This window comes from Pseudoalteromonas rhizosphaerae (genome assembly GCF_902498845.1).
GTDB classification, from domain to species: domain Bacteria; phylum Pseudomonadota; class Gammaproteobacteria; order Enterobacterales; family Alteromonadaceae; genus Pseudoalteromonas; species Pseudoalteromonas rhizosphaerae.
Genome location: NZ_CABVLM010000007.1, coordinates 1 through 24995, shown reverse-complemented (window position 1 = coordinate 24995; position 24995 = coordinate 1). Strand labels below are relative to the sequence as shown.

The 24995-nt window shown below is 40.6% G+C and carries 22 protein-coding genes and 2 pseudogenes; 9 read left to right on the top strand and 15 right to left on the bottom strand.

Translation table 11 applies throughout. From position 1 onward, the window contains the following. The first annotated feature begins 10 nt into the window (after positions 1 to 10). A complete protein-coding gene (locus PSR9079_RS12015; protein ID WP_149981810.1) occupies positions 11 to 703 on the top strand; it encodes a cupin domain-containing protein in 693 nt (230 codons plus the stop codon). 125 nt (positions 704 to 828) lie between these two features. Next, a complete protein-coding gene (locus PSR9079_RS12010) occupies positions 829 to 1209 on the top strand; it encodes a SpoIIAA family protein (RefSeq protein WP_149981809.1) in 381 nt (126 codons plus the stop codon). A gap of 86 nt (positions 1210 to 1295) precedes the next feature. Here the strand turns inward: PSR9079_RS12010 and PSR9079_RS12005 are convergent, their stop codons facing one another. The 3 genes from PSR9079_RS12005 to PSR9079_RS11995 all read right to left on the bottom strand — a co-directional run bounded on the left by PSR9079_RS12005 (position 1296) and on the right by PSR9079_RS11995 (position 6166). Continuing rightward, positions 1296 to 2243: a carbohydrate kinase family protein gene (locus PSR9079_RS12005; RefSeq protein ID WP_149981808.1), complete on the bottom strand. Its 948-nt coding sequence runs from the start codon at positions 2241 to 2243 to the stop codon at positions 1296 to 1298. Positions 2244 to 2372: 129 nt separating this feature from the next. Continuing rightward, positions 2373 to 4769 (bottom strand): TonB-dependent receptor domain-containing protein, encoded by a 2397-nt coding sequence (locus tag PSR9079_RS12000; protein WP_149981807.1) that lies wholly within the window; start codon positions 4767 to 4769, stop codon positions 2373 to 2375. A gap of 167 nt (positions 4770 to 4936) precedes the next feature. Next, entirely contained in the window at positions 4937 to 6166 is a 1230-nt protein-coding gene (locus tag PSR9079_RS11995) for an MFS transporter (protein WP_149981806.1), read from the bottom strand. A gap of 177 nt (positions 6167 to 6343) precedes the next feature. Here PSR9079_RS11995 and gtfA point away from each other — a divergent pair, with 177 nt between their 5' ends. Then, complete coding sequence (gtfA, locus tag PSR9079_RS11990; RefSeq protein WP_149981805.1) at positions 6344 to 7816, top strand: sucrose phosphorylase; 1473 nt, start codon at positions 6344 to 6346, stop codon at positions 7814 to 7816. A 24-nt stretch (positions 7817 to 7840) separates the two neighbouring features. On the opposite strand, the gene PSR9079_RS11985 is transcribed toward gtfA, so the two are convergent. Then, positions 7841 to 8872, bottom strand: coding sequence for a LacI family DNA-binding transcriptional regulator (locus tag PSR9079_RS11985; protein ID WP_149981804.1), 1032 nt, complete (start codon positions 8870 to 8872; stop codon positions 7841 to 7843). A gap of 423 nt (positions 8873 to 9295) precedes the next feature. Between PSR9079_RS11985 and PSR9079_RS11980 the strand changes: the two genes are divergently transcribed. Further along, the gene (locus tag PSR9079_RS11980) at positions 9296 to 12070 is read left to right on the top strand and encodes a collagenase (protein WP_179959179.1); all 2775 of its coding nucleotides are present in this window, start codon (positions 9296 to 9298) and stop codon (positions 12068 to 12070) included. An 88-nt stretch (positions 12071 to 12158) separates the two neighbouring features. On the opposite strand, the gene PSR9079_RS11975 is transcribed toward PSR9079_RS11980, so the two are convergent. Genes PSR9079_RS11975 through PSR9079_RS11960 form a run of 4 tightly spaced genes read right to left on the bottom strand, consistent with a single transcriptional unit; the run spans position 12159 to position 16542 of the window. Continuing rightward, positions 12159 to 13175, bottom strand: coding sequence for an ABC transporter ATP-binding protein (locus tag PSR9079_RS11975; RefSeq protein ID WP_149981802.1), 1017 nt, complete (start codon positions 13173 to 13175; stop codon positions 12159 to 12161). Between the two features lie 14 nt (positions 13176 to 13189). Further along, on the bottom strand, positions 13190 to 14689 hold the full coding sequence (locus PSR9079_RS11970) for an ABC transporter permease (protein ID WP_149981801.1): 1500 nt from the start codon (positions 14687 to 14689) through the stop codon (positions 13190 to 13192). After that, positions 14689 to 15729 (bottom strand): extracellular solute-binding protein, encoded by a 1041-nt coding sequence (locus PSR9079_RS11965; protein WP_145234493.1) that lies wholly within the window; start codon positions 15727 to 15729, stop codon positions 14689 to 14691. Before PSR9079_RS11965 ends, PSR9079_RS11970 begins: the two co-directional genes overlap by 1 nt. Further along, positions 15730 to 16542 (bottom strand): hypothetical protein, encoded by an 813-nt coding sequence (locus PSR9079_RS11960; RefSeq protein WP_149981800.1) that lies wholly within the window; start codon positions 16540 to 16542, stop codon positions 15730 to 15732. It lies immediately after the preceding gene. Positions 16543 to 16716: 174 nt separating this feature from the next. Here PSR9079_RS11960 and PSR9079_RS11955 point away from each other — a divergent pair, with 174 nt between their 5' ends. Genes PSR9079_RS11955 through ppiC form a run of 3 tightly spaced genes read left to right on the top strand, consistent with a single transcriptional unit; the run spans position 16717 to position 18246 of the window. Continuing rightward, positions 16717 to 17484: a LysE family translocator gene (locus PSR9079_RS11955; protein ID WP_246175548.1), complete on the top strand. Its 768-nt coding sequence runs from the start codon at positions 16717 to 16719 to the stop codon at positions 17482 to 17484. A 4-nt stretch (positions 17485 to 17488) separates the two neighbouring features. Next, the gene (locus PSR9079_RS11950; protein WP_149981799.1) at positions 17489 to 17914 is read left to right on the top strand and encodes a thiol-disulfide oxidoreductase DCC family protein; all 426 of its coding nucleotides are present in this window, start codon (positions 17489 to 17491) and stop codon (positions 17912 to 17914) included. A gap of 53 nt (positions 17915 to 17967) precedes the next feature. Next, complete coding sequence (ppiC, locus tag PSR9079_RS11945) at positions 17968 to 18246, top strand: peptidylprolyl isomerase PpiC (RefSeq protein WP_149981798.1); 279 nt, start codon at positions 17968 to 17970, stop codon at positions 18244 to 18246. Between the two features lie 109 nt (positions 18247 to 18355). On the opposite strand, the gene PSR9079_RS11940 is transcribed toward ppiC, so the two are convergent. Continuing rightward, positions 18356 to 19768: a YfcC family protein gene (locus PSR9079_RS11940; RefSeq protein ID WP_149981797.1), complete on the bottom strand. Its 1413-nt coding sequence runs from the start codon at positions 19766 to 19768 to the stop codon at positions 18356 to 18358. Positions 19769 to 20113: 345 nt separating this feature from the next. Here PSR9079_RS11940 and PSR9079_RS11935 point away from each other — a divergent pair, with 345 nt between their 5' ends. After that, entirely contained in the window at positions 20114 to 20614 is a 501-nt protein-coding gene (locus tag PSR9079_RS11935) for a P-loop nucleotide/nucleoside kinase family protein (protein ID WP_149981796.1), read from the top strand. Positions 20615 to 20661: 47 nt separating this feature from the next. Then, positions 20662 to 21402: an SIMPL domain-containing protein gene (locus PSR9079_RS11930; RefSeq protein WP_149981795.1), complete on the top strand. Its 741-nt coding sequence runs from the start codon at positions 20662 to 20664 to the stop codon at positions 21400 to 21402. 74 nt (positions 21403 to 21476) lie between these two features. On the opposite strand, the pseudogene PSR9079_RS11925 reads toward PSR9079_RS11930, so the two are convergent. From PSR9079_RS11925 to PSR9079_RS23975, 6 genes and pseudogenes are all read right to left on the bottom strand, one after another. Next, positions 21477 to 21641, bottom strand: a pseudogene (locus tag PSR9079_RS11925) (DsbA family oxidoreductase); the annotation flags it as partial. A 48-nt stretch (positions 21642 to 21689) separates the two neighbouring features. Continuing rightward, positions 21690 to 22130, bottom strand: a pseudogene (locus PSR9079_RS11920) (DUF6843 domain-containing protein); the annotation flags it as partial. Between the two features lie 21 nt (positions 22131 to 22151). Next, the gene (locus PSR9079_RS11915) at positions 22152 to 22709 is read right to left on the bottom strand and encodes a DUF6843 domain-containing protein (protein WP_149981793.1); all 558 of its coding nucleotides are present in this window, start codon (positions 22707 to 22709) and stop codon (positions 22152 to 22154) included. 77 nt (positions 22710 to 22786) lie between these two features. Then, the gene (locus PSR9079_RS11910; protein WP_149981792.1) at positions 22787 to 23803 is read right to left on the bottom strand and encodes a DUF6843 domain-containing protein; all 1017 of its coding nucleotides are present in this window, start codon (positions 23801 to 23803) and stop codon (positions 22787 to 22789) included. 10 nt (positions 23804 to 23813) lie between these two features. Continuing rightward, positions 23814 to 24419 carry a hypothetical protein gene (locus PSR9079_RS11905; protein WP_246175547.1) on the bottom strand — a complete coding sequence of 202 codons (606 nt, stop codon included), beginning with the start codon at positions 24417 to 24419 and terminating at the stop codon, positions 23814 to 23816. After that, positions 24383 to 24640, bottom strand: coding sequence for a hypothetical protein (locus PSR9079_RS23975; protein WP_246175546.1), 258 nt, complete (start codon positions 24638 to 24640; stop codon positions 24383 to 24385). Before PSR9079_RS23975 ends, PSR9079_RS11905 begins: the two co-directional genes overlap by 37 nt. Positions 24641 to 24995 lie beyond the last annotated feature (355 nt).

Here is a 24995-nt window from a genome sequence, read left to right as displayed (position 1 = left end):
GGAGGCAAATATGAAAATTGCAGCAGACTTTAGCAAACGTGTTGTCGTGCACAGTGAATCACTCGAGTGGATAGCGTCACCGATGGCGGGTGTTGATAGGCGTCCACTTGATAGAGTAGGCGATGAGGTTGCACGTGCAACCAGCATTGTACGTTATGCGCCAAATAGCCATTTTTCTGCCCATACACATACCGGCGGTGAAGAATTTATTGTGCTTGAAGGTGTTTTTCAAGATGAACATGGTGATTTCCCCAAGGGTTCTTATATTCGTAATCCGCCCGAATCAAAGCATACTCCAGGCTCCGAAAGCGGCTGCGTTATATTTGTAAAATTATGGCAGTTTCAGCCAGAGGACAGAGAGCATGTACGTTTACAAACTAATACCATGCAAGGTGTTCCTCACGCTGAGTTTAGTGATGTAAATGTAGCTCCTCTTTATAAAGACGCCTTTGAAGAGGTGAGTTTAATGCATTTTAAAGCGAACGCCGAGATAGCGATAAATGCACCCGGTGGGGCTGAGCTTTTAGTACTTGAAGGTTCACTTGAAGAGCAGGGCGATACACTTGTAAAACACAGCTGGTTAAGAGTGCCGACTAACAGCGAAATCAAAGCAAAAGCAGGCAGTGAAGGCGCAAAAGTTTGGCTTAAAACAGCTCATTTAACGGATGTAGGTAAGCAAATTCATCGCTTGGAAAACCCTTAAAGCTTATATAAAAAAGTGAGCAAATGCTCATTTTTTACTTTTCCTGCTGTATTTTGATTTGCTTCATAATTTATTAATCTAACTTAACGTATTCTCAAACCTTAACGTATAAATGAGACTAAGTTATGACACATTTAAACCATGGTTTATCTATTGATATTGAAGGCGCAGGCCGTGAGTTTTTCTTAACCTTAAAAGCGGTTGGCAAGCTTACTCACGAAGATTATAAAACCATCCCCCCGATGATTGATTCAGCCTTATCGCAAGTAAAACAGCCAATAATAAATGTACTCATTGATAGTATCGAGTTTCAGGGCGGTAGCTTTAGAGCCGCATGGGATGATTTAAAGTTAGGTATAAAACACAATAAAGAGCTGAAAAAAGTTGCTATTTATGGCAATAAAAAATGGCAGTCCAATATTGCTAAAATAGGAAACCGCGTTGTATCAGGTGAAATGGCCTATTTTGAAAATGCGACTGCTGCAATTGAGTGGCTAGAAGAGTAGGGTATTTATAAAATACTGTAAATACCAAGCGCTGTTATCGTTTAATGCCAGTCTCATTAACTGGCATTAACATGGGCTTTAATCTTTTAAATTACATCAACTAACATTGGTAATGCGGGAAATGCCCCCTTGGCTAAACAGGCTTTTGAACCACAGCGAAGGCCGAAATTTAAAGCGCGTTTTACTATTTGCTGATTGTTGAGTTTATCAGTGAGCAATATATTTTCATCATTATGATTTAAGTAATGCAAAACCCCGGCAATAAACGCATCACCCGCACTGGTAGTATCAACCGCAGTAATAGTTGGTGCAGCTTCAGTAAATGCAAATGCGTTATGGTAAACGGTTGCAGGCGCGGGACCATCAGTTAAAAACACCAAACTAACATCCGTATCTAGAATCGATTGCAAGTAATCATCAGGTGTTTGCTGTGTTTGCTCAGCTAAAAAGTTTAGCTCATCCCGCGATAGCTTAACTATATCGCAATAGGCGTAACACGCGTGTACATTTTGCTCAATGTCATTGCTATTTTGCCATAAGCTATAGCGTAAGTTCACATCAAAGCTGACTAGCTTATGGTTATTTTTAGCCAGCTTTAAAGCATTGATCGTGGTGCTTGCAATGGCTTTAGCTGTCAGCGTATTTGAGCAAAAGTGCAGTGTGCTTAAATCTTCCCAATTAATGTGTGCTAAGTGCTCACAAGTTAACAGTAAGTCAGCGGTATTGTGGCGATAAAAGTTAAAACTGCGCTCACCGGTTTCATCTAAGCTGACAATAACCATTGCCGTTTGGGAATCTTTGATTGTAAATAAGTACTCAGTGCTGACATTGTATTGTGCAAGCGCATTACTTAATTGTTTAGCAAAATAGTCATCGCCCATACCGCCACAAAACGCCGCTTTGCCGCCCAGTTTGGCATAACCTACCGCTACATTGGCAGGAGCGCCGCCAGCAATGGGTAAATAAGCACTGTTTTGAGAATCTTGCGGCAGCATATCAATAAGCAGCTCGCCAAGGCTAAGTAGTTTGGTCATGTTGTAAATCCTAAAAAACCTAGCCGAGGCTAGGTCAAAAGTAGTGGGAGAGTCTTTCAAGATAAATAGATGTTAGGAGATCAAGCGCTGAAAATACATTATTCAGCGCTTAAAAATACTAAAGCTCGGTTAATTAAATAGGTATTTAAGTGTTAGTGACGTTGTACGGCCGTTAATAGTGCGGGCACGAATAATATTATTATCTGGAATAGAACCTTCTTCGGCTTCTGTAATACCGACTGTATCAAATAGGTTATTTACATTAAGCGCGATACTAAGGTTTTCAGATAAATCGTAGCTTACAAAGCCATTTACTTGGGTGTAACCATCAAATTTAAGGTCGTTGTTGTCTTGAGCGTATGCATCGGTAGTACCAATAAAGCTTACACCAGCTGCACCTTTCTCGTAGCTATAACGCGCCATTAGTGAGTAAATTAAATCTGCTTGGCGTCGAGGCGTATTACCTTCCACTTCCGGTGTTAGTGCATCTTTAACGATTTCAGCATCGGTCCAAGTTAAGTTACCGCGAAAATCCCACGCATCGATAAAGTACGTTGATTCAATCTCAATCCCTTTGGCTTCGTATTCACGGTCGAAAAAGGTTTGTGATGTAGCTTCAAAATTTTGCTCTTCAGTTTCTGCATAAAAAGCAGTTGCAAATACAGAGAAGGAATCAAAACGTTTTTTAACCCCAAACTCATATTGATTAACTTCATCTACAGCATCTTCTTTCGCAACAGAGCCATCTGCACGTACTTTACCAAATAAAAGTCGGTCAGCATTCGCTCGTCCGCCTTTACTGATACGAGCAAATGTCGCCAGACTTGGGTCAATTTGATAGTTAGCACCTATTGAATAAGATGTGTAGTTCCAGTCGTAGTTAACTGGGCTGGCATTAGTAATATCAATGCCTGCAACATTTTGTTCAGGAACGGATATTTCACCATCACGATTCATATCAACTGTAGAGGTTACTGCTCCTGCGTAATTACCGCGAGCTTCGCCACTATCGTAACGGGCACTTGCATCAATACTTACATCGCCAAGTTTTGTAGAAAATGCAACGTACGGGGCGCGAGTATCGTATTCTGTGTCGTAATCACGCTGACAACAGTCACTTCCCCAAAAAGGAGTGCCGTAAGCGTACAAACCGTTATCAGAAAATGCAGTGCCATCGGCAGCGGTAACATTTAGTAAGGCAGCATTATCACCCTTAAGCTCCATTAGATAAGAGTTCCATAACCACGACATGGCAATGTTTTGCGTTGATGCGTAGTAACCAAAAGTAATGCTGGTGTCGTCATCGAGCGATTTAGTCAGTTTAAAGTCGTTAACAATAGAGTCAAAGTCGTTTAGTGTCACGTCAAACGTATGAATACGCATTGCTAAATCGTCATTAAATGCAGCCCCAGTATTTGCATTGCTGAGTGTTGCACCTGCGCCGCCAATACTTTCTGCAATCGACGTTGCACTGCCTACTTGTGCAGGAATTAATGAATTAAAGTTACCGCTTACAGCTGATTTACGAAAACGGTTCTCGATACGCCAATCATTATCTAAGTCAAATACTGCTTCAAAGCCAATTGAGTCAACGTTAGGGTTCATACCGTCGCGAATATCGCCACTGCTAATTTGGTTTTCGCCGTTTAGACGCACTGTTTTTGTAAATAATGCCGAGTGTGGTGTATCCGATTGTGCGTCAAACCCTGGGATAGAATCACCATTTGCATACATTGGCATCGGTAAGTAACCTACGCTTTTATCATCTAAATGCTTGTAATAAATTCGAACATAGCCGTTTTCAAAATCTTTGGTTAGGTTGGCTTTAATTTGTCCGCCTTTATTTGATGTGTAACCTGTTTCGCGTGGACCTTCACCTTGGCGAACAAAGCCACCGACATGAAAACGTACGCTATCGCTTAAGTAAGTACCGTATTCAAAGTCTGTACGAACGCTATCGTAATCGAGGCCCAGAGTAGTTGATACGCTGCCTGATTCGTTTTCACCATTTTTAGAAATAAAGTTAATAATGCCACCAGGTGCATTACTTGCAGCCGTCGATGCTGAGCCGCCACGAATTGATTCGATTGTTTGTACGGTATTATCTAAGCGCATAAAAATATCAGCGTTACCAAAAGCGATATCACCGTATTGCAGTACAGGTAAACCGTCTTCTTGTAATTGTAAAAATTTCGCACCGCCAGATGCCACAGGTAAACCACGCACAGCAATGTTTGCGTTACCTTCACCACCGGTCGATTCTGCGCGAATACCCGGAATGATTCTAAACGCCTCAGCGGTTGAGCGAGGTGTAGACACTTCAACCTGTTCAAGCGACAAGCTACTGACTGATACGCTTGATGCCATAATCGTTGTACGACGTGGTACACCAGTTACAACGATTGTTTCAAGACCTTTGTTAGCTTGTACTTGAGAATTTTGATCTTGTTGTTGCGCATGTACGCCTTGGCTTACGGCAAGTGCTAATGCACTGATTAAATATAAAGGTGTGTTGTGTGTTGTCATGGTTACGCCTCGTTGTGTTGAACCCAATTGGATTTGTATTTTTACTTAATCGATTAAGTAAAAATAACAAATATTTTACAAGAAGCAAATTATTTTGTGCTTAATTTGCTCTTTTTTTATTCATTCATTGATTTATAAAGTATTTTTTATTGTCTTAGAATATAGGTTTACTCAGTTACAGGGTTATCTTGCTGTAAAGCCGTTGCTGATGGATCTTTAAAATAATTAAACAGCATAGCTAAAAATAAAATGACAGCAAAGCCCGTAGCTAAATAAAAACCGTAACGCACATGGCCAAAGTAATCGCTGATCATACCCATGAACAAGGGTGCTAAAGCCGCCGAAAGTGCGGTAAAAAATAATATCACGCCCGCCACAGCACCGTGCTGTTGCACTGCAAAGCAGGATATACCTTTAGAGTTTAAAGTCGGATAAACCATCGACATAAATAACCCCGAAAGCGGCAATAAACCCACAGCCCAATCAACGCCACCGAATAATGTACCGACATAACACAGCGCAATGCCTAAGCTTAAATAGGCCATAACACCTTGCCAGCTATAGCGGTTTAGTAACCATACGGCAATAAATCGCCCTGCGGCACGCAGTACAAAAAATATTGTCAATGCATAGGTTGCAAGTAGTGGCCAAGAGCCAGTGTAATCTTTTAACAGCGTAGGCATCCATACATAAATAGCAACCTCCGTGGCCACGTAAAGGGCAATTGCCAGAGAAAAACCTAGCGCATACGGATTTTTGATCATTTTCATGGTGGTGGCAAGCGAGGTGGGCTTCGCTGTGGTTTTTACAACGGCCGGGTAGTCTGCACGCCACGCCAGTAAAGCGAGTATTAAACACATTACACCTGCAATAATGTACAGATAAGTCCAGCTTACATTTTGCACTAGTAAGACGCCTACTAGAGCTGGCCCTACAATGGCGCCTATGCCAAAAAAGCCTTCTACCTTATTCATCGTTTTAGTGTGATCTTCGTTACTATGTGAAATATCACCAAGTAACGCAAGCGCACCCGTTTTAAATAAACCAATGGCTAAGCCTATACAGCAAAGTAGCAATAAAAAGAAGGTAAAGCTGGTACTAAACGCAAACAAAAAACAGCTCGCCGAAAATATTAAAAGGCCTAGCATGATGGTTGTTTTACGCCCTAAACTGTCTGCTAAAAAACCTAAAAACAATCCACTAAAAGCAATTAGCGCCATAGGTGCATAATGGAACGCGCTTGCTTGAGTCATGCTCAAACCAAACTCTTTAATAAGTTCAGGTATGATCATGCCTACCGCATCAGAGGTCATGGCAAACATAAAAAACATCATATATGTAAGCCAGCGTATTTGTTGCAACGGGTCGCTGCTTACGTGTGTGTGTGATTTTGTCATGTACTTTTTTCCTCGTTAAATGCTCAGTTAACACTCAGTAAGTCAGTTAGTTACTTATTGTAGTATTACGTGAGCCACGATTTTTGTATGTAAAATTATTAAAAATTACTTGTAAATTCTCACTCGCTAGTTAAAGATATATCTTAATCGATTAAGTTTCAACATGGTAATCACACAATGATGAAGAATAAAGTTCAATTGATCACATACGCTGATCGAATCACTGGCCAAGATATTAACGCATTGACCACACTTTTAAATGGCCCATTACACGGCGTGTTTGGAGGTGTGCACTTATTGCCATTCTATAATCCAATTGATGGTAGTGATGCAGGCTTTGACCCTATTGATCATAGTGCCGTGGATGAACGGATCGGTACTTGGCAAGACATTCAAGTGTTAGGGACAGACTATGATCTGATGGCCGATTTGATTGTGAACCACGTATCGGCGCAATCTTTTCAGTTTCAGGATGTACTAGCAAAAGGTAAAGCATCATCGTTTTGGGATTTATTTTTAACTAAAGAAGATGTCTTTCCAAATGGTATGAGTGACGCCGAGCAAAAAGCGATTTATCGCCCGCGCCCTGGCAGTTGTTTTACTCCAATGCCATGTGGCGATGGTCAAACGTATGATTTTTGGACCACGTTTACCGATAATCAAATTGACATTAATGTTAAAGTTGCTGCGGGCGTTGCGTATTTAAATAATGTATTAACGAAGTTCTCTGCTAATAACGTTAATATTATTCGTTTAGATGCGGCGGGTTACGCGATTAAGCAAGCTGGCACAAACTGCTTTATGCTAGATGAAACGTTTGATTATTTAGATAAGTTATCGGCGCAAGCTAATGCATTGGGTATGGAAACAATTGCTGAAATTCACAGCCATTATCAAACTCAAGTTGACGTCGCAAAGCGGGTCAATATGGTTTATGACTTCGCATTACCACCATTGATTTTGCACAGCTTATTTACCAATAATAGTGATGCACTTGTAAAGTGGTTAAATATTTCACCACGTAACTGCCTAACGGTACTCGATACCCACGATGGCATTGGCATTATAGATGCGGGTCCAATGGGTGATAAGCCAGGATTATTAAATGCAGCGCAAATTGATAATCTAGTTGAAACTATTCATGCAAATAGCAATAACCAAAGCCGCCAAGCAACTGGGGCTGCTGCCAGTAATGTCGACTTGTACCAAGTAAATTGCACTTATTACAATGCGTTAGGCGCAAATGATTTTGACTATTTAGTTGCGCGCGCGATTCAATTTTTTGCACCCGGCGTACCACAAGTTTACTACGGTGGCTTATTCGCAGCTGAAAATGATATGGCGTTACTAGCAAAATCCAATGTAGGTCGTGATATTAATCGTCCATATTTAGATGCTGATATCATTGCGCAGTCTCTTGCAAAGCCTGTTGTACAGGGATTACTAAAATTAATTGAGATACGTAATACTCACAGTGCCTTTGCAGGTGAGTTTAGTGTTGAAGGTGATGACAATAGTTGTGCTTTAAAGTGGCTATTAAACGACAGTGAAATTGTCCTAAAAGTTAATTTTGCACGTCGCGAAGCGTTAATAATTGAACGCACTGGGAATGAGCAAATACTCACCTCACTAAATGATTTGTTAAACTAAGTTAACCTTACAATCAGTCACTTATCAGCCACTATGACCTAACTGTAATTGGTAGTTGATAAGTGCTTTTTGCTCTTTTTTGCTAATAAATAAATTAGCTGCTAATGCTCCTTTTTCTTCACTATTTTGATGAATAGTTGTTAATGTTGGCATAGAGCGCTGCGCTTCATCAATGCCATCAAATCCAACAATTCGCAATTCTTGGGGTATTTTTATACCTATTTTAACTGCTTCGCGAATTGCCGCGAGGGCAATAAGATCACTCATACAAAGTAATACATTGGGTCTAGGTATGCAGTTGAGCGCTTCTTTTGCTGCGATGCTTGCATAACGTTCGCTACTTTCTGGAATATTCCAAGTTCTATCGTCACCTAAGGTAATGTTAACTTCGCTTAATGCTTTTTGATAACCTCGTAATCTTTGATGTGCAATTGATTGACCGGCTTCGCATTCATGGTGCTCATATACACGACACAATACATTTTCATCTAATAACCGCAGTCCCAATATAGCGACCTGATCAGCACTGCTTTTTAATACGTGTTTGGCCACTTCATAACTAGCTTGTTCGTTATCTATGTTTACTGAGGCATTACGATCAATATCAAAATCAACGGTAACCACATGTTTGGGTACAATTTTTAATTGATCTACAAGTGATTGATTGCGCGGACGACCATAACAAATAAAGCCATCAACAAAATCTAATACGCTGTTAAGGTTTTGACTATTTCCCGAAAATAATAATAAGTTAATATTGTTTTTTTCAAGGATAGAAGCCACACCACGCATAAAACTACTGGCCACAGGATCCGACACCATATACTCAATACTGTCAGGTAATACCAGCGCAACAATATTAAATTTACCACGGCGTAATGACTGCGCTGCTTTATTGGGTCCAAAATAGCCAAGCTCTTTACACGCCAATAAAATAGACTCGCGACGACTTTTTGATAGTTGATCTGGTCGATTAAATGCATTTGAAACGGTGGCGTTAGAAACGCCTAATTCTTTGGCGATGCTTTTTAATGTCCAATGTTTTTTTTGGGTCATACGACTTCTCATGATAGTGAACGCGATTCACTAATAAATTACCATATTTCACGCTAAATCAAAGTGTTAATTATATTGTAGCGTGTATAGCAAGTTACGTAATTAGGTATTAGGAACAAGAATGAACTAGAAAGTGGTTGTTATTAATAATAAAGTACTGGCTTTTTTATATCTGCTAGCTTACTAACTCACACGTTACTGTTTGGGTGATTTTTCACAAAGTCGCCTTATCATTTATATCTTTACATATGTACCCTTTTTGATGATAAAGTACTGGTGTTTTCTATTTTGCTACAACTAATGAATTAAAAGTTTTTTAGTTTTAGGCAAAGTATATTGTATGTAATGGCGATTATATGTTGCAAATTACGTCCTCGATAACCCGTTCTGGATTGAAATAATAAAATTTATCAAAGGTAAATTATGAAAATGAATAGATTGATTTTGGCGTTACCGTTACTAGGAGCAAGCTCTATGGCGCTTGCTAATACGACCCATCAGCGCGTATTCAAGCCACAAGCTGCGATTGTTGAACGTGTGCATCATCATGGCGTTGAACACGGCCATAATGAAAAAGCACCAATAGCACAGCTGCAATCACAACCCCAAAAATTTAGTATGTTAATGATGCGTAGCCAAGCTGCAACAGTCAGCTGCGATTTAAATGCACTGGCTAATGCTAGTTCAACGAGCATTATTACTGAGCTTAAAAATCAAGGTAGTGGCTGTGTTAATGAACTATTTAGTGCATCAGCATCAACTCAGAGCCTAGTATTTAGTTCTGATAATATGTATGCGGTTGCTAATCATGCAAAGTCACTCTCACAGACTTATGCTGGCGGTGGTGACATTGAACTCGAGGCATTGTTCCTATATTTACGAGCTGGTTTTTATGCGGAATTTTACAACGACAACGTGAGCTTTAGCTCTTGGGTTACGCCTGCTGTAATTGATGCGATAGATGCTTTTGTAAACAACAGCCATTTTTATGACGATAATGACGGCCATGGTAAAACGCTTTCTGAAGTGATCATTACGATGGACAGCGCTGAACAGCAACATCGTTACTTGTATGTGGTGAAACAGTGGCTAACGCGTTTTAACGAAAGCTATGCTGCAAAATGGAATATACGCAGTGCGGTGAATGGTATTTTTACTTTACTTTATCGCGGCCAGTGGAATGATGCATTTGTTACAGCTGTAGCTAGCGATACTGATTTAGTTACTAAGCTGAATGCATTTACCCAAAAGCAGTGGATGATTGACTCTGACGCACAATATTTAATTGTTAATGCAGCCAGTGAGCTTGCGCGCCTTAAGCAGTATTCCGACACTGCTATTCAAGCTACTGTTGATACTGGCTTAAAAGCGGTTTTTAGTACTTATAACAGCTTTGGCTATGGTGATGCAGTATGGCTTGCGGCGGCAGATTCTGTCAGTTATTACGCTGATTGTAATGACTATGGTATTTGTGGATTTGTTGATGAACTTACTCAGCAAGCGCTTTCGCAAAATTATAGCTGTAGTAGCACTATTAAAATTCGCTCACAAAATATGACTGCAGCACAACATACAGCTGCATGTGCTGCAATGGGCGCAGAAGAAGGTTTATTTCACACTAAACTTGCCACCAATAACACCCCAGTTGCCGATGATAACAACAGTTTTTTACAAGTAAATATATTTGATAGCAGCGATGATTATAGTAAATACGCAGGTGCGATTTTTGGCATTAACACCAATAATGGCGGCATGTATTTAGAAGGTGACCCCGCAGTTGTGGGTAATCAAGCAAATTTTATTGCCTATGAGGCGAGTTACGCCAATGCTGAGCATTACGTGTGGAATCTAGAGCACGAATATGTGCATTACTTAGATGGTCGTTTTGACTTATATGGAAACTTTAATTCACCAACTGAAGATATCGTGTGGTGGTCAGAAGGCGTTGCAGAATATGTTGCTAATCTTGATAACAATGACGCCGCTAAAAATACCATCAGTGATGGTTCGCGTTATACCTTAGCGCAAGTATTTGCCACTAACTATGACGGTTTTGATCAAGACCGTATTTATCGCTGGGGTTACTTAGCTGTGCGCTTTATGTTCGAACGCCATTACAGTGAAATTAATGCCATGCTTGCAGATACACGCATTGGTAATTGGAGTGCTTATAAAGCGAAAACTGTGCAGTGGGCAAATAATTATGAAAACGAGTTTGTACAATGGTGTGATGACTTAGTTGCAGGTACAACCACTAATACGCCACCAATCGCATACATCAATGGACCTTATGCCGGTATGCAAAACAATGAGATCAATTTTACGAGCAATGGCAGTATTGACAGTGACGGCTCAATTGTTAGTTATCAGTGGAGCTTTGGTGATGGCAGTAGTTCTAATCAAGCAAACCCGGTGCATACTTATACAACATCAGGACAATATAGCGTATCGTTAACGGTTGTTGATAACCAAGGTGCCAGCCAAACCGCATCAACATTGGCTAGTATTGAAGAGGATAGCAGCGTTGGTAACGGCGAGTTGATAAACGCTCAACCAATGACTATTGCTGGCGAGCAAGATGAGCTGTTGTATTTCAGCTTTGATGTACCGCAAGGTGCCAGCGACTTAGTGTTTAGCTTAAGTGGTGGCACGGGCGATGCTGATTTATATGTGAGTTATGCTGCTACACCAACAATGGATAGTTATGATTGTCGTCCTTATGTCGGTGGTAATAGTGAACAATGTGTAATAAATCCTGCGCAAGCAGGTGTTTATCAAGTAATGGTTCGTGGCTATAACATGTTTGATAATGTGCAATTAACCGCTTCATACACAGGAGCAAGCAGTAATGTACCTGATGCATGTGCTACCCAAGGTAGTCGTAGCAATGGCCGTTTAAATGACGGTGAAGTGATTTGTTTGGGTAACAGCGATCCTATGTGGTTTAGTATTGCTGACGTACAAAGTCAAAGTGGTGTGGCGATAACCACCGCTAATGGCAGTGGCGACATCAGCCTAAGTTATTCAAACAGCAGCTGGCCAAATGGCAGTAATGAACAGGCTCAGTCTAGTAATAGCGGCAATAGCGAATGTATTTATATTAGTGATCAAAGCCAATATTGGGGTTATTTAAAGGTGTCGGGCAATAGTACTGGTGCAAGTCTAGTGGTTGATTTTAATAGCCAAGGGTGTCGTTAAAATTATCATATTCAAAAAGTAAAGCACCTACAGCAAAGCCCATCTAGATGGGCTTTTTTAGTGTTGTAACTTAAGCGTTAAAGTGAGTTTAGATTGCTCGTTTATACACCGCGAGTGGATGCGAAGTACTTAACGATACGTGCACGCTATCGCCAGGGTATACCACGACTTCGTGGCTTACGCGGCTAGTAACCACTGTTTTACAGGCAAGCTCTACTGCACATAAACGACTCCCTCCTTCAAAGCGTACCCATACGACCACACCGTTGTTGCCGATCTCACCTTGTACTAGCATTACATCGTCGGGGCGAAGTAGGACATCCACCTCACCTTGTTGGCAATCTACGGCTAGAGCGGGCACATTGCCGATGGCTGTAGTTGCTTGATTATTCTCAAAAAAACCGCTAATGAAACTTGCTTCACCTAAAAAACGTGCAACAAAGCGATTGTTGGGCACACTAAAACAACGCTCAGGAGTATCAAGTTGCTGGATTTTTCCGGCCTTGAGCACACCCACACGATCGCCTATTGATAAAGCTTCTTCTTGATCATGAGTCACCCAAATTGCAGGCACGCCAGCTTTTTTCAGGGCATTTCGGATATCCCAGCGCAGCATATCTTTTAGTGCCGCATCAAGGTTTGAAAGCGGCTCATCAAGTAACACAAAGTCAGGTTGGTGGGCAAGGGTACGTGCTAGTGCAACTCGTTGTTTTTGACCGCCTGAAAGGGTGGCTGGCTTTTTATGACGAAAATCATCAAGACCCAGAAGGGCTATCCAATGATCAGCAACGGCGGTATCTTTTAAACGAAAGCCAATGTTTTGCTCAACGGTTAAATGAGGGAATAACGCAAAGTCTTGAAATACCATACCTACGCTGCGTTTTTCAGGCGGCACAGTCAATTTTGGGGTAGCCTGCCATTTACCTAAGTTAATTTCACCTTCGCTAATAGGAATTAGTCCGGCGAGCGCTTGTAAAATTGTGCTTTTACCACAGCCCGTAGGGCCTACTAGCATGAGAATTTCACTTTCACCAAGCAACAAATTTAGGTCGCTTACTACACGGTTACTGCCATAATCTATAGACAACTGGCTTACAGATAGCATTTGTATTTAAATCCTCAATGTTCGAGTTGGTTACGTTTTTCGCCAGACATCATAATAGCTAAACCGCACGCAGAAATCAGTACTAACAATAACCCAGGAATAGCAGCACGACCAAAATAGCCCGCCTCATAAACACGCCATAAATAAGTCGATAGTGTTTCAAAGCCAGTTGGGCCAAGTAATAAGGTTGCTTCTAATTCACGCATGGATTCTAAAAATACTAAAGCGGCACCGGCTATGATCCCACGCATTGTTAGTGGTAAAGTTATGCGGGTAAATGCTTCGCGCGGACTGGCGCCTAAGACCCGCGCAGATTTAACTAAACTTGGATCAAGGTGCTCAGTGCTAGTGCGCACAGAGCCTACCGCTAAGGGTAAAAAACGCAGCATATAGGCAATGATCAACAGCCCTAATGTTTGATATAAAAACGGCAATTGCAAACCACCATAAACTAGCGCGGTGCCCATTACAATACCTGGAATACCAAAACCAAAGTAAGTAACACGCTCCATGATACGACCCGCTTTACCGCTAAGTGCAGCATGGGCAACAGGGATAGCTACAATCACCGCAACCACTGCAGCAATGGCTGAGGCATACGCTGAATTCCACGCGATGCTAAAATCAAATGAGCTAAAGCCATCACGTGCTAACCACAGCGAAAATATCGCCAGAGGTAAGCCAATGGCTAATAATAGAATAGGCGCAAAAGTGGCAAACATAGCCGCTAGTTGCAACTTACTAGGAAACAAAATTAATGGCCGGCCATGGCGTTCGCTAGCCGTTTTAATTTGTGACTCAATCAACAGTAAAAAGCCCACAATCACCAACAACTGTAACGATAACATTGCTGCACGACTTAACTCAAAAGCATTGTACTCGACATAAATAACCCGGGTAAAGGTATCAAGGCGCATCATTGCAGGTGTGCCAAAGTCAGACAAAGTATACAGTGCGACCAATAACGAACCTGCGGCAATGCCATTTACTACACGGGGTAAAATGACTTTAAATACACTTTCGGTCATCGACATACCTAAGGTGCGAGCCGCATTAACCATGCTTGCATCAAGACTAAGTAAAGATGAGCGGGTAGTCATCATTACAAATGGAAATGTGTAAAGAGTCATGACAATAGCTGCGCCGCTGAGTCCATCCATCGATGGCAGTTCAATACCAAGTAGATTATGTATCTCTCCGCCGGAGCCAAAAGCCGCATAAAGCGTAAATGCACCAATGTAACTGGGAATGGCTAGAGGCGCGGCAAAAAACACCAACCATACTTTTTTAAACGGTAAGCGCACATAAGCGCTGATAAATGCTAACGGTACTCCGATTAAAATAGAACCAATGACCGTTAATACCATCAAGGACAAAGTATTGCCGAGAATACTTAAATTATGATTATCAAACAAAGAGCTGGCATCAGTGGCCAGCGTTATTAAAATAAAGATAGGAGATAAAACAATAAGCGCTGCAAGCAGCGCCATTGGGTAAGAAGCTGGTAGTCGCATTACAGTACGCCGCTATTTCGCATCAAAGCTATGGTTGGCCGAAGATCAGCTAACTGTGTTAAGTCCACTTTGGGTGGTGAAATATTGGCTAAAGATGGTAACCCTTCAGGTAGAGGGACACCATTTACCAGCGGAATTTCATAGGCTTCACGAGCCAAGTAACCTTGCACTTCGATGCTTAATAAATAGCGCATAAAGTGAGTGGCAAGAGGGTCGTCGTTCAATGCCAAAATACCTGATGCATTGACTAAACAACCAGCATCTTGTTGGGTAAATGCTAAATCAAGTTTGGCATCTGGTTTGCCTGATTTTAAACGTAAGGTGTAATAGTGATTAGCAAAACCAATATCCACTTCACCACGTTCAACGGCCATTACTACACCCAACTCACCGGCATAGGTTTTAGCACGCTTCTTAATCTTTTTCAGCCATTTCGCTGTTTTATCGTCACCTTCGAGAATACGCATTGCCGTTACAAATGATTGAAACGATGCATACGCAGGTGCCCAGCCAATGCTTAAGTCACTATCAGCAATGTCCATAATACTGGTTGGAATTTGCTCTTTGGTCAAACGCGAAGTGTTATAGGGTATGGTGCGCACACGACCGGTGACAGGGGCCCAATCTTTATAGCGAAACTGTGGTTGCAACTGCGCTGATAAATCACTCGGAATAGGTTGTGCAAGGCCGGCATCTGAAACCAAGCCAATAGCGCCAGAATCAACAGCCCAAAACAAATCGGCTCTACGCACCCCTGCTTTTGCTTCAGCAACAATGGTATTGGCTAAAGCTGCTGTAGGACCACGACGAATGCCTAGTTTAAAGTTGGGGTTTCTGTCTTGAATTGCTTGTAGCACATTTTCATACAAACCACCTTCACCACGACCTAGGTATAAGGTCAGCTCACCTTCAAGTTTAGGTAAGTCATCAACAGAAACTGGGTTTGCTATGTTGGCAGCTAGTGCGCGAGAAAGAGGCAATGGTAATGCACCGATTGCCCCAAACGCAGCTAGGCCTTGTATAAAGGTCCTACGCTTCACTTAAAATACATCCTTACGTGCTTTTTCGGCTTTTTCGAGTAATACCTTAGCGCGGTCTAATTTAGTGTGCATGCTACTCACCACTTCGCGTACTTCATCAACACTTTTGTTATCTGAAATTGCTTTTGGCAGTGTCACGTTAAAATCTTTTTCTAATATTTCAACAAGTTTGGCATCTTGTTCGATAAGTGTGCCTTCAACACCTTCAAATAGGTGAAGGTAAGTATCGTGCACAATGCTGGTTGCTTCATCACTTAAACGCTCTGCATATTTGGCAATGACACGGTCAAGTTTATGTTTAATTTCATCGATTGTAGCACTTTGCGTCATGCTTGTGGTTGCAGTTGCTTTAACGTTTGCAAGCAAACCTTTTTGTTGAAATTGCGCCGCTAGTTTAACTGCGCCAAGACCTTGCCACAAGGCAGCATTCATAGCTTGTTGTTCTTTACGAGCTTCAGTCGCCGGCTTGTTATTATCAATGGCCATTTTTACGCCATAAATACCTTGCCAGATTGACGCATATACCGGCACAAAATTTGTTTCAATTGCGCTGTGAAACTTCACTGATTCCCAATATTCGATTAAGTCATCGCTTTTTATTGCTTTTGCGCCTTTGCTTTCATAGTTGCTTACCATGGTATCGACTTTGCCGATCATCCATTCAACTTCTTCTGAGTAATCTTTGATATTTGCTTGTAAGTGATTTACATGTTCGCCAATAGGGCCATTAGCAAATGCAGGTTGCGCAACAAATGCTGATACTAGAAGAAGGCTCACACCTAAGGTGGTAGCTGATTTAAATACTGCTTTCATAATAGAGGATCCGAAAGGTAATTGTAAATGATAGCCATTATCATATCCATAAAGATGACTAAAAGCAATATACCTAAATCAACCTTTAAATGCCCATTTTATCTTTGTTTCTTAAGTGTTTTATTGTGTTTTATGGGCTGTAGTGATTTATAGCGAACAGACGGTATAGCGTAGTTGATTGATTTGTGTTCAAAAGTAACAAATAAATACATTTTAAAAGTCATAATCTATAAAAAGGCTATTAAGCGATTGCAGCCAAATAGTAACTCGGATATGGTTCTTACCTCACCGTTGTTAATTGATACAGCGTCTATTATGCTCGGAGGAAATGTGGAAAATTACCTAATTTATATTGGTGTCGCTGCAGCAACTGTTTTGTTACCTGGGCCTGCCGTAATGCTGACTTTAAATAATGCAATGCAAAGAGGATTAATCAAGACGTTAGCTGGAGTACTTGGTGTTGCTCTAGCTATTCTATTAGTGGCGATTATTTCTGCAACCAGCTTAGGCATTGTATTGGCAACTTCAGCTTTTGCTTTTAATTTGATCAAAATTGCAGGTGCTGTTTATCTGATTTACCTCGGAGTCAAAATGTTTCGAAGTAAGGTCAAAACGGATGTTCAAGTTGAAGAACAACAAAGCTCTTTGTTTAGGTGCTTTATAGAAGGTTTTTTAGTGTCAATATCAAACCCAAAAGCCGTGATCTTTTTTATGTCAATATTTCCGCAATTTATAAACTTAAACGAAGCGTATGTTCCGCAGTTTATTTTGCTTGCAGTTACTTTTAGCTGTTTAGTCATTGTAATTCATTCTATTTATGCATTCTGTGCTACTTATGCAAAATCAAAGCTATCCTCGCAAAAAGGGGGGACGATCCTTAATAAGGTCAGTGGTGGAGTATTCGTGGGATTTGGCGTTGGTCTTGCAGTGTCAAGTAAATAATTTTATGCCAACATTGAATGCGCAACAATTGATGCAACACAATAAAATCATTTTATTCGACGGGCAGTGTAAGCTATGCAGCGCGTGGTGCAATTTTATTATTAAACACGACAAGCAGCTGCATTTTAAACTATGCAGTGTGCAGTCTTTAAAAGGCCAAGCGATCCTAAGCTACTTTAACTATGCAACTGATAATTATAAAACTATGATTTATGTTGAAAATAATCAATGTATTACGCAAAGTGATGCATTTATTAATATTGTAACGCAGCTTGGTTGGCCTTGGCAGATAGCTAAAATATTGCGAATAATTCCCAAATGCCTGCGTAACTGGGCGTACGATCGCATTGCGTTTAATCGATATCGCTTATTTGGCAAGTACGATTACTGTCGTATACCAAACAGTGACTATGATCAGCATTACTTATAAGGCATTAAATGTTGTGTTAAAATCGCCGCAGTTAAATTTAGTAGAGACAAATAATGGTCAGCACTGCACACGCATTACATATTTTGGTTAAGCATAAAGAACTTGCTGAAGATATCATCAAGCAATTAAAAAAAGGCGCTAAGTTTCAAGTGCTTGCTAAAAAGCATTCAACCTGCCCGTCAGGTAAAAAAGGCGGTGATTTAGGTGAGTTTAAACGCGGCCAAATGGTTCCACAGTTTGATAAAGTCGCTTTTAGTGCTGAGATCTTAGAGCCACATTTAGTTAAAACCAAATTTGGCTGGCATGTTATCAAAGTGCTGTATAGAACGTAAGAGTAAATAAAGTTAGCGAGAGTAAAGTTAGCTAGAAAAACGAGTGACTTTGATTTAAACGTAAAAACCACCTACAAAGGTGGTTTTTACGTTTAAGCATCCAGTAACTTTAGCTGCCAACGGCACTTGGTTGTACATCTAAGCCGTAACCAAACATTACTGCAAGCACTAATACAATTGATGCGGCTAACATTAACTTAAGTAACAATGGCAAGCAAAAGCGGAACCAATGGCCGTAAGGTACGCCCGCCATCCCTAAAATCCCCATTAAGACTGCATTAGTTGGGATGATCATATTTGAAAAGCCATCGCCAAATTGATATGCAAGTACAGCCACTTGGCGTGGCACGCCGACTAAATCGCCCAGCGGGGCCATCAGCGGCATAGTCACATACGCTTGGCCAGAGCCTGATGGAATAAAGGTATTGAGTATTGTTTGAATGACTAACATTCCAATGGCTGAGAGCTCGGCGCTCACATACGAAAGCGGTAGCGACATACCATGCACTAAACTATGCAAAATTTGCCCATCTTCCAGTATCAAGGCAATACCACGGGCCACACCAATTAAAATAGCGGTAGTCACGAGATCTGAGACCCCTTCAATAAAACGGTTGGCAGTTTCATCTGCTGATAAGCGCCCCAGTACAGCAACAATCGCACCCCAGGCAATAAATACACCGCCTAGCTCGTATAAGTACCAACCTTTAGTGGCAATACCCCACACAGCGACAGCAAGAGTGATGATAAAACTGCCTAAAATTAGTTTATGGCGCAGCGCAAGTACAGGATACTGCGGTGTTGCTTTATCGCTTAAAGGGCAAGGTACATCAAGCATCATGGATTTACTTGGATCGTTTGCGACTTTTTTAGTGTATTGCCACACATGGTGAAAGCCAATTAATACAAACGGCACGAATATCGCCAAACGTAACCATAAGCCAGAATAAACTGGAATTTCAGCAATTTGCTGAGCAATTAACACCGTAAACGGGTTAAACGCCGATACCCCATAACCAATCCCGTAACCTGCCACAATCATACCGACCGCAGTCATTGCATCAAGGCGCATGGCTTTACATAAAGCGACTAAAATCAGCACAAACGGAATGTATTCTCCCGCAGTACCAATGCTGCTCGACGCTAAGGCAAAGCAAAATACCACCATAAAAATAAGTCGTTGTGGTTGTTTACCATGGCGTTCAAGTAAACGACCAATCAACGCATCAACCGTGCCGGTAGCACGGGCAATGGCAAGTACGCCGCCAACAATCAATACAAAAAAGATCACATCTTGCGCAGCGGCAAAAGCACGCGGAATAGCGGTTAATAAATCCCATGGGGTCAAATAATGACGTTCCGCAACAGTTTGATAGGTGCCTGCGATCACCATTTCTCGGCCAGAATCAGATAATGTAGTATCAAAAAATCCCTGCGGTACTAGCCACGTAGCAACTAACGCAGTGACCATCATACCCAGCAGTAAAATTAAAGTATGCGGCACTTTAAAAGAATTACTCATACGTTCTCCATTTTTATAATTAGTGCAGCGAAAATATAGACGCTACTTTTTGTGAAGAATACCACGACTTGTAAAATCACAATAAAAATAGGCACGCAAGTCTGTAAAGGAATGTAACAGGGAAGAGCCATGCTTATAATTAGCTAGGTTCAAGAAAAAACAGTCATTAGTTTAAAGTGGGTGTCTTTAAATTGGGTTGTGCAATAACACAATATTTTCGCAGACACCCATCTTAAAATTAGCTTAATTTTTAAGACTCATGTGATACTTAATACAGTGCTATATCTTTACAGCTTGTGTTAAGTTATTTGCATAGAAACCAAAATACAACAAGGAGAACGGTTCATGGTGGTAGCGGGATCTTTACTGTTATTCTGTGGCAAAATGGGGGCAGGTAAATCAACCGAAGCTAAAAAAATAGCTCTTGAACGTAATGCCGTGCTTATCAGTGAAGATGACTGGTTGGCTACACTTTACCCTGACCAAATCAAGTCGTTTGAAGATTATATTAACTACTCTGGTTTATTGAGGTCTTTACTCAAAGTTCATGTTCAAAATATTCTGCAAGCTGGCGCGACTGTGGTTATGGACTTCCCTGCTAATACAAAAAAACAGCGAGCATGGTTAAAAAGTTTAGCTACTGAAATACAAGCTAATATTGAGTTTACTTACTTAAAAGTATCGAATGAGTTATGCCTTCAGCAAATTGCCCGGCGATGCATTGAACAACCAAATAGAGCTGCATTTGACACTGAAGCTGTGTTTAATCACGTTACTCAATATTTCGAAGAGCCAAGCGATAGTGAGTTTTACAATATTAAAGTAATTGATAAAGAAACGATGTAAGGTTGCCATGCTCTTACGTATTTACTGGTTTTTTTGAAAGGGATATTATGAATTACGTTAGTCTTTTTGCGTTCTTAGCTTTTGCCTCATTTGTCAATGCAAATACGGCTTTGCCAGATAACCGACATATTGTAGTCACCGGGGAGGCGCAGTTAAAAGCAAAGCCTGATATTGCTGTGATTAACCTCGAGGTGGAAAGTTTACAAGTCTCTAGTTTAGATGCGAAAAAGGATGTTGATAATCGGATCAATAGTTTTTTAGCTGGCCTCTCTAAGTTTAATATTGATGAGAAAAATGTTTCTGCTTCAAGCATTAACACGCAGCCGAGCTATTCGTATACCGAGAGCGATAAACAGCAATTGGAAGGCTATACAGCTAACCGCAGTATTAAAGTAACATTAACGGATATTAAGCGTTTGAATGCACTCCTGGATTTTGCACTGAGCGTAAAAATTGATGCAATTAAAAGTATAGAGCTAAAATCATCAGCAGCGAAGGCTTTAAAAGCACAAGTCAATGCGATGGCTGTGAATGATGCAAAAGAGAAAGCCAGCTCATTAGCCAAGGCATTTGGTACTAAGCTTGGGAGTATTTATAGTATCAACTCGGCTGCCAATAATAGTTTTAATCGGTATGGCGAAAATCAAGCTATTGATCGAATTGTAGTGAGCGGTAATCGGACTCAGCAATTTACAAGCCCTGGTAAGTACTTGAAGGAAAATATTGTTTTTTCGGCATCAGTCAGTGCAGTATTTGATTTAGAACTCACTGATTCAACAGCACCCTAAGATTGGCACATAAGGTAAAAAGCCACGTAACTTAGTTGAAGTGACCCCCAATAGTTGTTACATGGCTTTTTATTTTACTGCTGTGCTTCTTGCTCGGCGATTTGTTTAAAGGCTTGCACAAATGCGTCACTTGGTTGGCCGCCAGTGAGGGCGTATTGCTCGTTAATGATAAAAGTTGGCACTGAGGTAATGCCCATCTGTTGTAGCGCATTTTGCTCGCTGCGAACCTCTTGGGAATAGGTACAGTATTTGATAGAGCATTATAATTTAGTGAATTTCATCAGTTATTATTTTATGCATACTTTTTCATAGAGTACTGCGGCAAGATGCTTTCTTAAATCAAACTGGAATTGGCTGTCAAAAATATCGCTGACTTGTCCTACTGCAAATAGCTGTGCGTGGGCACTGCATTTTTTTGCAAGCACAACTTCACCCACGTTTGCATGAAACGTAGTTAACTGCTTACTGCTCCTATATTCAGAAGTATTTTCTATGTCATCATGCCAACGGCCTTTAATAGGCGTTCTGTCACCTTTGTTATTTACATAATAGAAATGCCAATTGGGCGGGTTCTCTTCCCAAACCGCACTGCTTTTTGCCTGCGTTACTAGCATACCTGATGGCGGTATTGCAAAAACGGGAACGCCGTTCTCATATTTAGCGGGTGTTCCTTTAGGTGCGTTATAAACAATGTAAAAAGTGCCTTTATAGTTTTCAGGTATAAGATAAACAGCAGGAGAGGCTCTTTTTCAATTTGAACACATACCATCAAAAAGTTTTTCATCTATATTGTTGAGCTTTACAGCATCGTATATATTGAGCAAGTTCCTGCTGTCGGTCTGCTCAGCATTTGTGCCAACCGTAAAGTTTTGATTAATTACAGTGCAGCCATATATTGGACCCGATTGACCTAAGCCACCCACATACACCGTTCTTGTTTTTCCTATATCGTTGTTTGTCGCATCTTGCTCTTTTAGTGCAGAGTCTTCACTTATAGGTGTTCTTTCATTTGTATTACTTACGTAAAAGTACTGTATTTTGCTAGTTTCAATCCAGCCCTCGTTCACATCCATTTGCGTCACGAGCACACCAGATGGCGGTATATCATATACCCGAGAGTTGCCTTCGTACTTCGGCGGCTGCCCGTTTGGCGCGTTGAATATAATGTACAAAGAACCAACATACCCGTCAGGTATGAGGTAAATTGCAGGTTCACTTTTTTTTATCTCAGTACAAGCAGAAAGTAGCGCTATTGTTAAACTAATAAACAACACTTTTAAAAAATGGACATTAAAGGAAGATTTCATTGAGTCGCCTTTACTTAAGCCACTACTTTCAATATGCATTGGATAAACTTCAAACTGAAGCGTTTATTTAATGTAATTTAATATAAGAAGCAAGCGCCTTTAAAAATAGATTTATCCATATTTTTTATTCCTTTTTCACCATATATATCAAAATAAAGTGTGTTTTTAGTTATCTCTTCAGAGGTACCGATAGCAAACTCTTGGAAACGAGCATTACACCCCTTAGTTGGTTCAAATGCACCTACTGAGGTATGAAATGTCACTAATCCTTCTGTTACATTATCGGATGACCAACGACCTTTAATAGGGGTTCTGTCACCTTCGTTATTTACATAATAGAAATGCCAATTGGGCGGGTTCTCTTCCCAAACCGCACTGCTTTTTGCCTGCGTTACTAGCATACCTGATGGCGGTATTGCAAAAACGGGAACGCCGTTCTCATATTTAACTGGCGTGCCTTTTGGTGCGTTATAAACAATGTAAAAAGTGCCTTTATAGTTTTCAGGTATAAGATAAACCGCAGGAGAGGCTCTTTTTCTATCCGGGCACATGTTATCAAAAAATTTTCCATCGCTATTTTTAAGCTTGATAGCATCAAATATATCAAACATATTCTTGCTATCGAGGAGATCTGATTTTCTACCTATAACAAAACTCTGATCATTGATTTGACAATTATTTATTGGCTCTACTTCGCCTAACCCACCACCAAAAATGATGATTTTCTTATCTTTTCTATTTTCAGGAGTGTCATGAATAGTTGATGTTATACGTTCAGTTATAGGTGTTCTATCGCCTATCTTATCGACATAATAAAAACGCAATTTATTACTTTCAATTCTGCCCTCGTTCACATCCATTTGCGTCACGAGTACACCTGATGGCGGTATATCATATACCCGAGAGTTGCCTTCGTACTTCGGCGGCTGCCCGTTTGGCGCGTTGAATATAATGTACAAAGAACCAACATACCCTTCAGGTATGAGGTAAATTGCAGGTTCACTTTTTCTTATCTCAGTACAAGCAGAAAGTAGCGCTATTGTTAAACTAATAAACAACACTTTTAAAAAATGGACATTAAAGGAAGATTTCATTGAGTCGCCTTTATTTAAATAAGCCATTGAAGCAATTTTCTAAACTTGCTTTTTCGAGCAACATGCAATGGCCGCTATTTGCAGGAATAGAAGTAAAGCGGTAATTCCAATCGACTATTTTATGATAACTTAATTTAGGGTATTTATTTGCTTGGCGAAATAACTCATCACCAACGGTACCTTTAAAGCTGCCATTGTTGTTAAGCGGTAAACGCAGTGCACTTGCGATCATGGGGAAGTCTGCATTCAGAGAGAGGCTAACAGGTGGCGCACCTTTTCGAACATGTATACCTAGTGAAATAGCTTGCCCGCCAGGACCGACAATAAATGCTTCACAGTTTGGAAACGCATCGCCCGTGATATAAGTTACAATATCCATGTGGGCGTTAATAGTATCTATATCTATAATAATTTTATATCTAACATTTAAAGTGGGTACGTAAGATAAACCTAATTTTTCTTGCATCTCAGAAGACCCTGGCATGGCATGGTTCACGCCACCATATTGCCCTGTAATTTTATATTGTTGATTACCATTGAGAAGTTTTTTGTATTTAAGGTGGGCACTGTCTTTTGGCGCTAAATAATCATCATATGTTTTTTTGTATCTCCCCAAGGCGCTTTTGATGGGTCTGATTTAGTCCGAGTAGTGATAATCGTTTTTTTAGTGGATAACGTTAATTTATGCCAAATTCTTGAGGTTATAGGTGCAACACCACTAGGTTTAAGCGAAAACCCTCGATTATCACCTTCAAACCATAAACCAGACCAGCCAAAGTCTTTTTCGGGATGAAATGAGCGTATATTAATTTCGTAATTTGCTAATTGAATAGCCATAGGTTAAGTTCCGTTTATCAATAAATTCAAGTCCGTTTCGAATAGGGTAACATCGAGGTTGTTCGTTAACAACTCTGTTGTCGCTTTTTAATAGCTAAAACTAACGAAGGGATTGATACAAAATTGAAGTTATAGCTTAAGCAACCTAAGGTTAAAATCTTACAAAGTAGAGATTGTAATTAAATATCATATTCCGATGTTGAATCAGGGCAAGAGCATGAAAAAAGCCTATGATTTCAATACCTTTTCAAGGTAATCTGTACTGCGCATAGCTTTTTTCTGTTTTGCGGGCATGCCTTTATTAAAGCTTGTTTCTGCTTTTAGCTGATTAAATGCGATGTGTCTCAGCCCCGCA

What these genes read in the sequence shown, in the direction of transcription:
- PSR9079_RS12015 (WP_149981810.1), top strand. Translation starts at nt 11, where the DNA reads ATGAAAATTGCAGCAGACTTTAGCAAACGTGTTGTCGTGCACAGTGAA.
- PSR9079_RS12010 (WP_149981809.1), top strand. Translation starts at nt 829, where the DNA reads ATGACACATTTAAACCATGGTTTATCTATTGATATTGAAGGCGCAGGC.
- PSR9079_RS12005 (WP_149981808.1), bottom strand. Translation starts at nt 2,243, where the DNA reads ATGACCAAACTACTTAGCCTTGGCGAGCTGCTTATTGATATGCTGCCG.
- PSR9079_RS12000 (WP_149981807.1), bottom strand. Translation starts at nt 4,769, where the DNA reads ATGACAACACACAACACACCTTTATATTTAATCAGTGCATTAGCACTT.
- PSR9079_RS11995 (WP_149981806.1), bottom strand. Translation starts at nt 6,166, where the DNA reads ATGACAAAATCACACACACACGTAAGCAGCGACCCGTTGCAACAAATA.
- gtfA (WP_149981805.1), top strand. Translation starts at nt 6,344, where the DNA reads ATGATGAAGAATAAAGTTCAATTGATCACATACGCTGATCGAATCACT.
- PSR9079_RS11985 (WP_149981804.1), bottom strand. Translation starts at nt 8,872, where the DNA reads ATGACCCAAAAAAAACATTGGACATTAAAAAGCATCGCCAAAGAATTA.
- PSR9079_RS11980 (WP_179959179.1), top strand. Translation starts at nt 9,296, where the DNA reads ATGAAAATGAATAGATTGATTTTGGCGTTACCGTTACTAGGAGCAAGC.
- PSR9079_RS11975 (WP_149981802.1), bottom strand. Translation starts at nt 13,175, where the DNA reads ATGCTATCTGTAAGCCAGTTGTCTATAGATTATGGCAGTAACCGTGTA.
- PSR9079_RS11970 (WP_149981801.1), bottom strand. Translation starts at nt 14,689, where the DNA reads ATGCGACTACCAGCTTCTTACCCAATGGCGCTGCTTGCAGCGCTTATT.
- PSR9079_RS11960 (WP_149981800.1), bottom strand. Translation starts at nt 16,542, where the DNA reads ATGAAAGCAGTATTTAAATCAGCTACCACCTTAGGTGTGAGCCTTCTT.
- PSR9079_RS11950 (WP_149981799.1), top strand. Translation starts at nt 17,489, where the DNA reads ATGCCAACATTGAATGCGCAACAATTGATGCAACACAATAAAATCATT.
- ppiC (WP_149981798.1), top strand. Translation starts at nt 17,968, where the DNA reads ATGGTCAGCACTGCACACGCATTACATATTTTGGTTAAGCATAAAGAA.
- PSR9079_RS11940 (WP_149981797.1), bottom strand. Translation starts at nt 19,768, where the DNA reads ATGAGTAATTCTTTTAAAGTGCCGCATACTTTAATTTTACTGCTGGGT.
- PSR9079_RS11935 (WP_149981796.1), top strand. Translation starts at nt 20,114, where the DNA reads ATGGTGGTAGCGGGATCTTTACTGTTATTCTGTGGCAAAATGGGGGCA.
- PSR9079_RS11930 (WP_149981795.1), top strand. Translation starts at nt 20,662, where the DNA reads ATGAATTACGTTAGTCTTTTTGCGTTCTTAGCTTTTGCCTCATTTGTC.
- PSR9079_RS11915 (WP_149981793.1), bottom strand. Translation starts at nt 22,709, where the DNA reads ATGAAATCTTCCTTTAATGTCCATTTTTTAAAAGTGTTGTTTATTAGT.
- PSR9079_RS11910 (WP_149981792.1), bottom strand. Translation starts at nt 23,803, where the DNA reads ATGAAATCTTCCTTTAATGTCCATTTTTTAAAAGTGTTGTTTATTAGT.
- PSR9079_RS23975 (WP_246175546.1), bottom strand. Translation starts at nt 24,640, where the DNA reads ATGGCTATTCAATTAGCAAATTACGAAATTAATATACGCTCATTTCAT.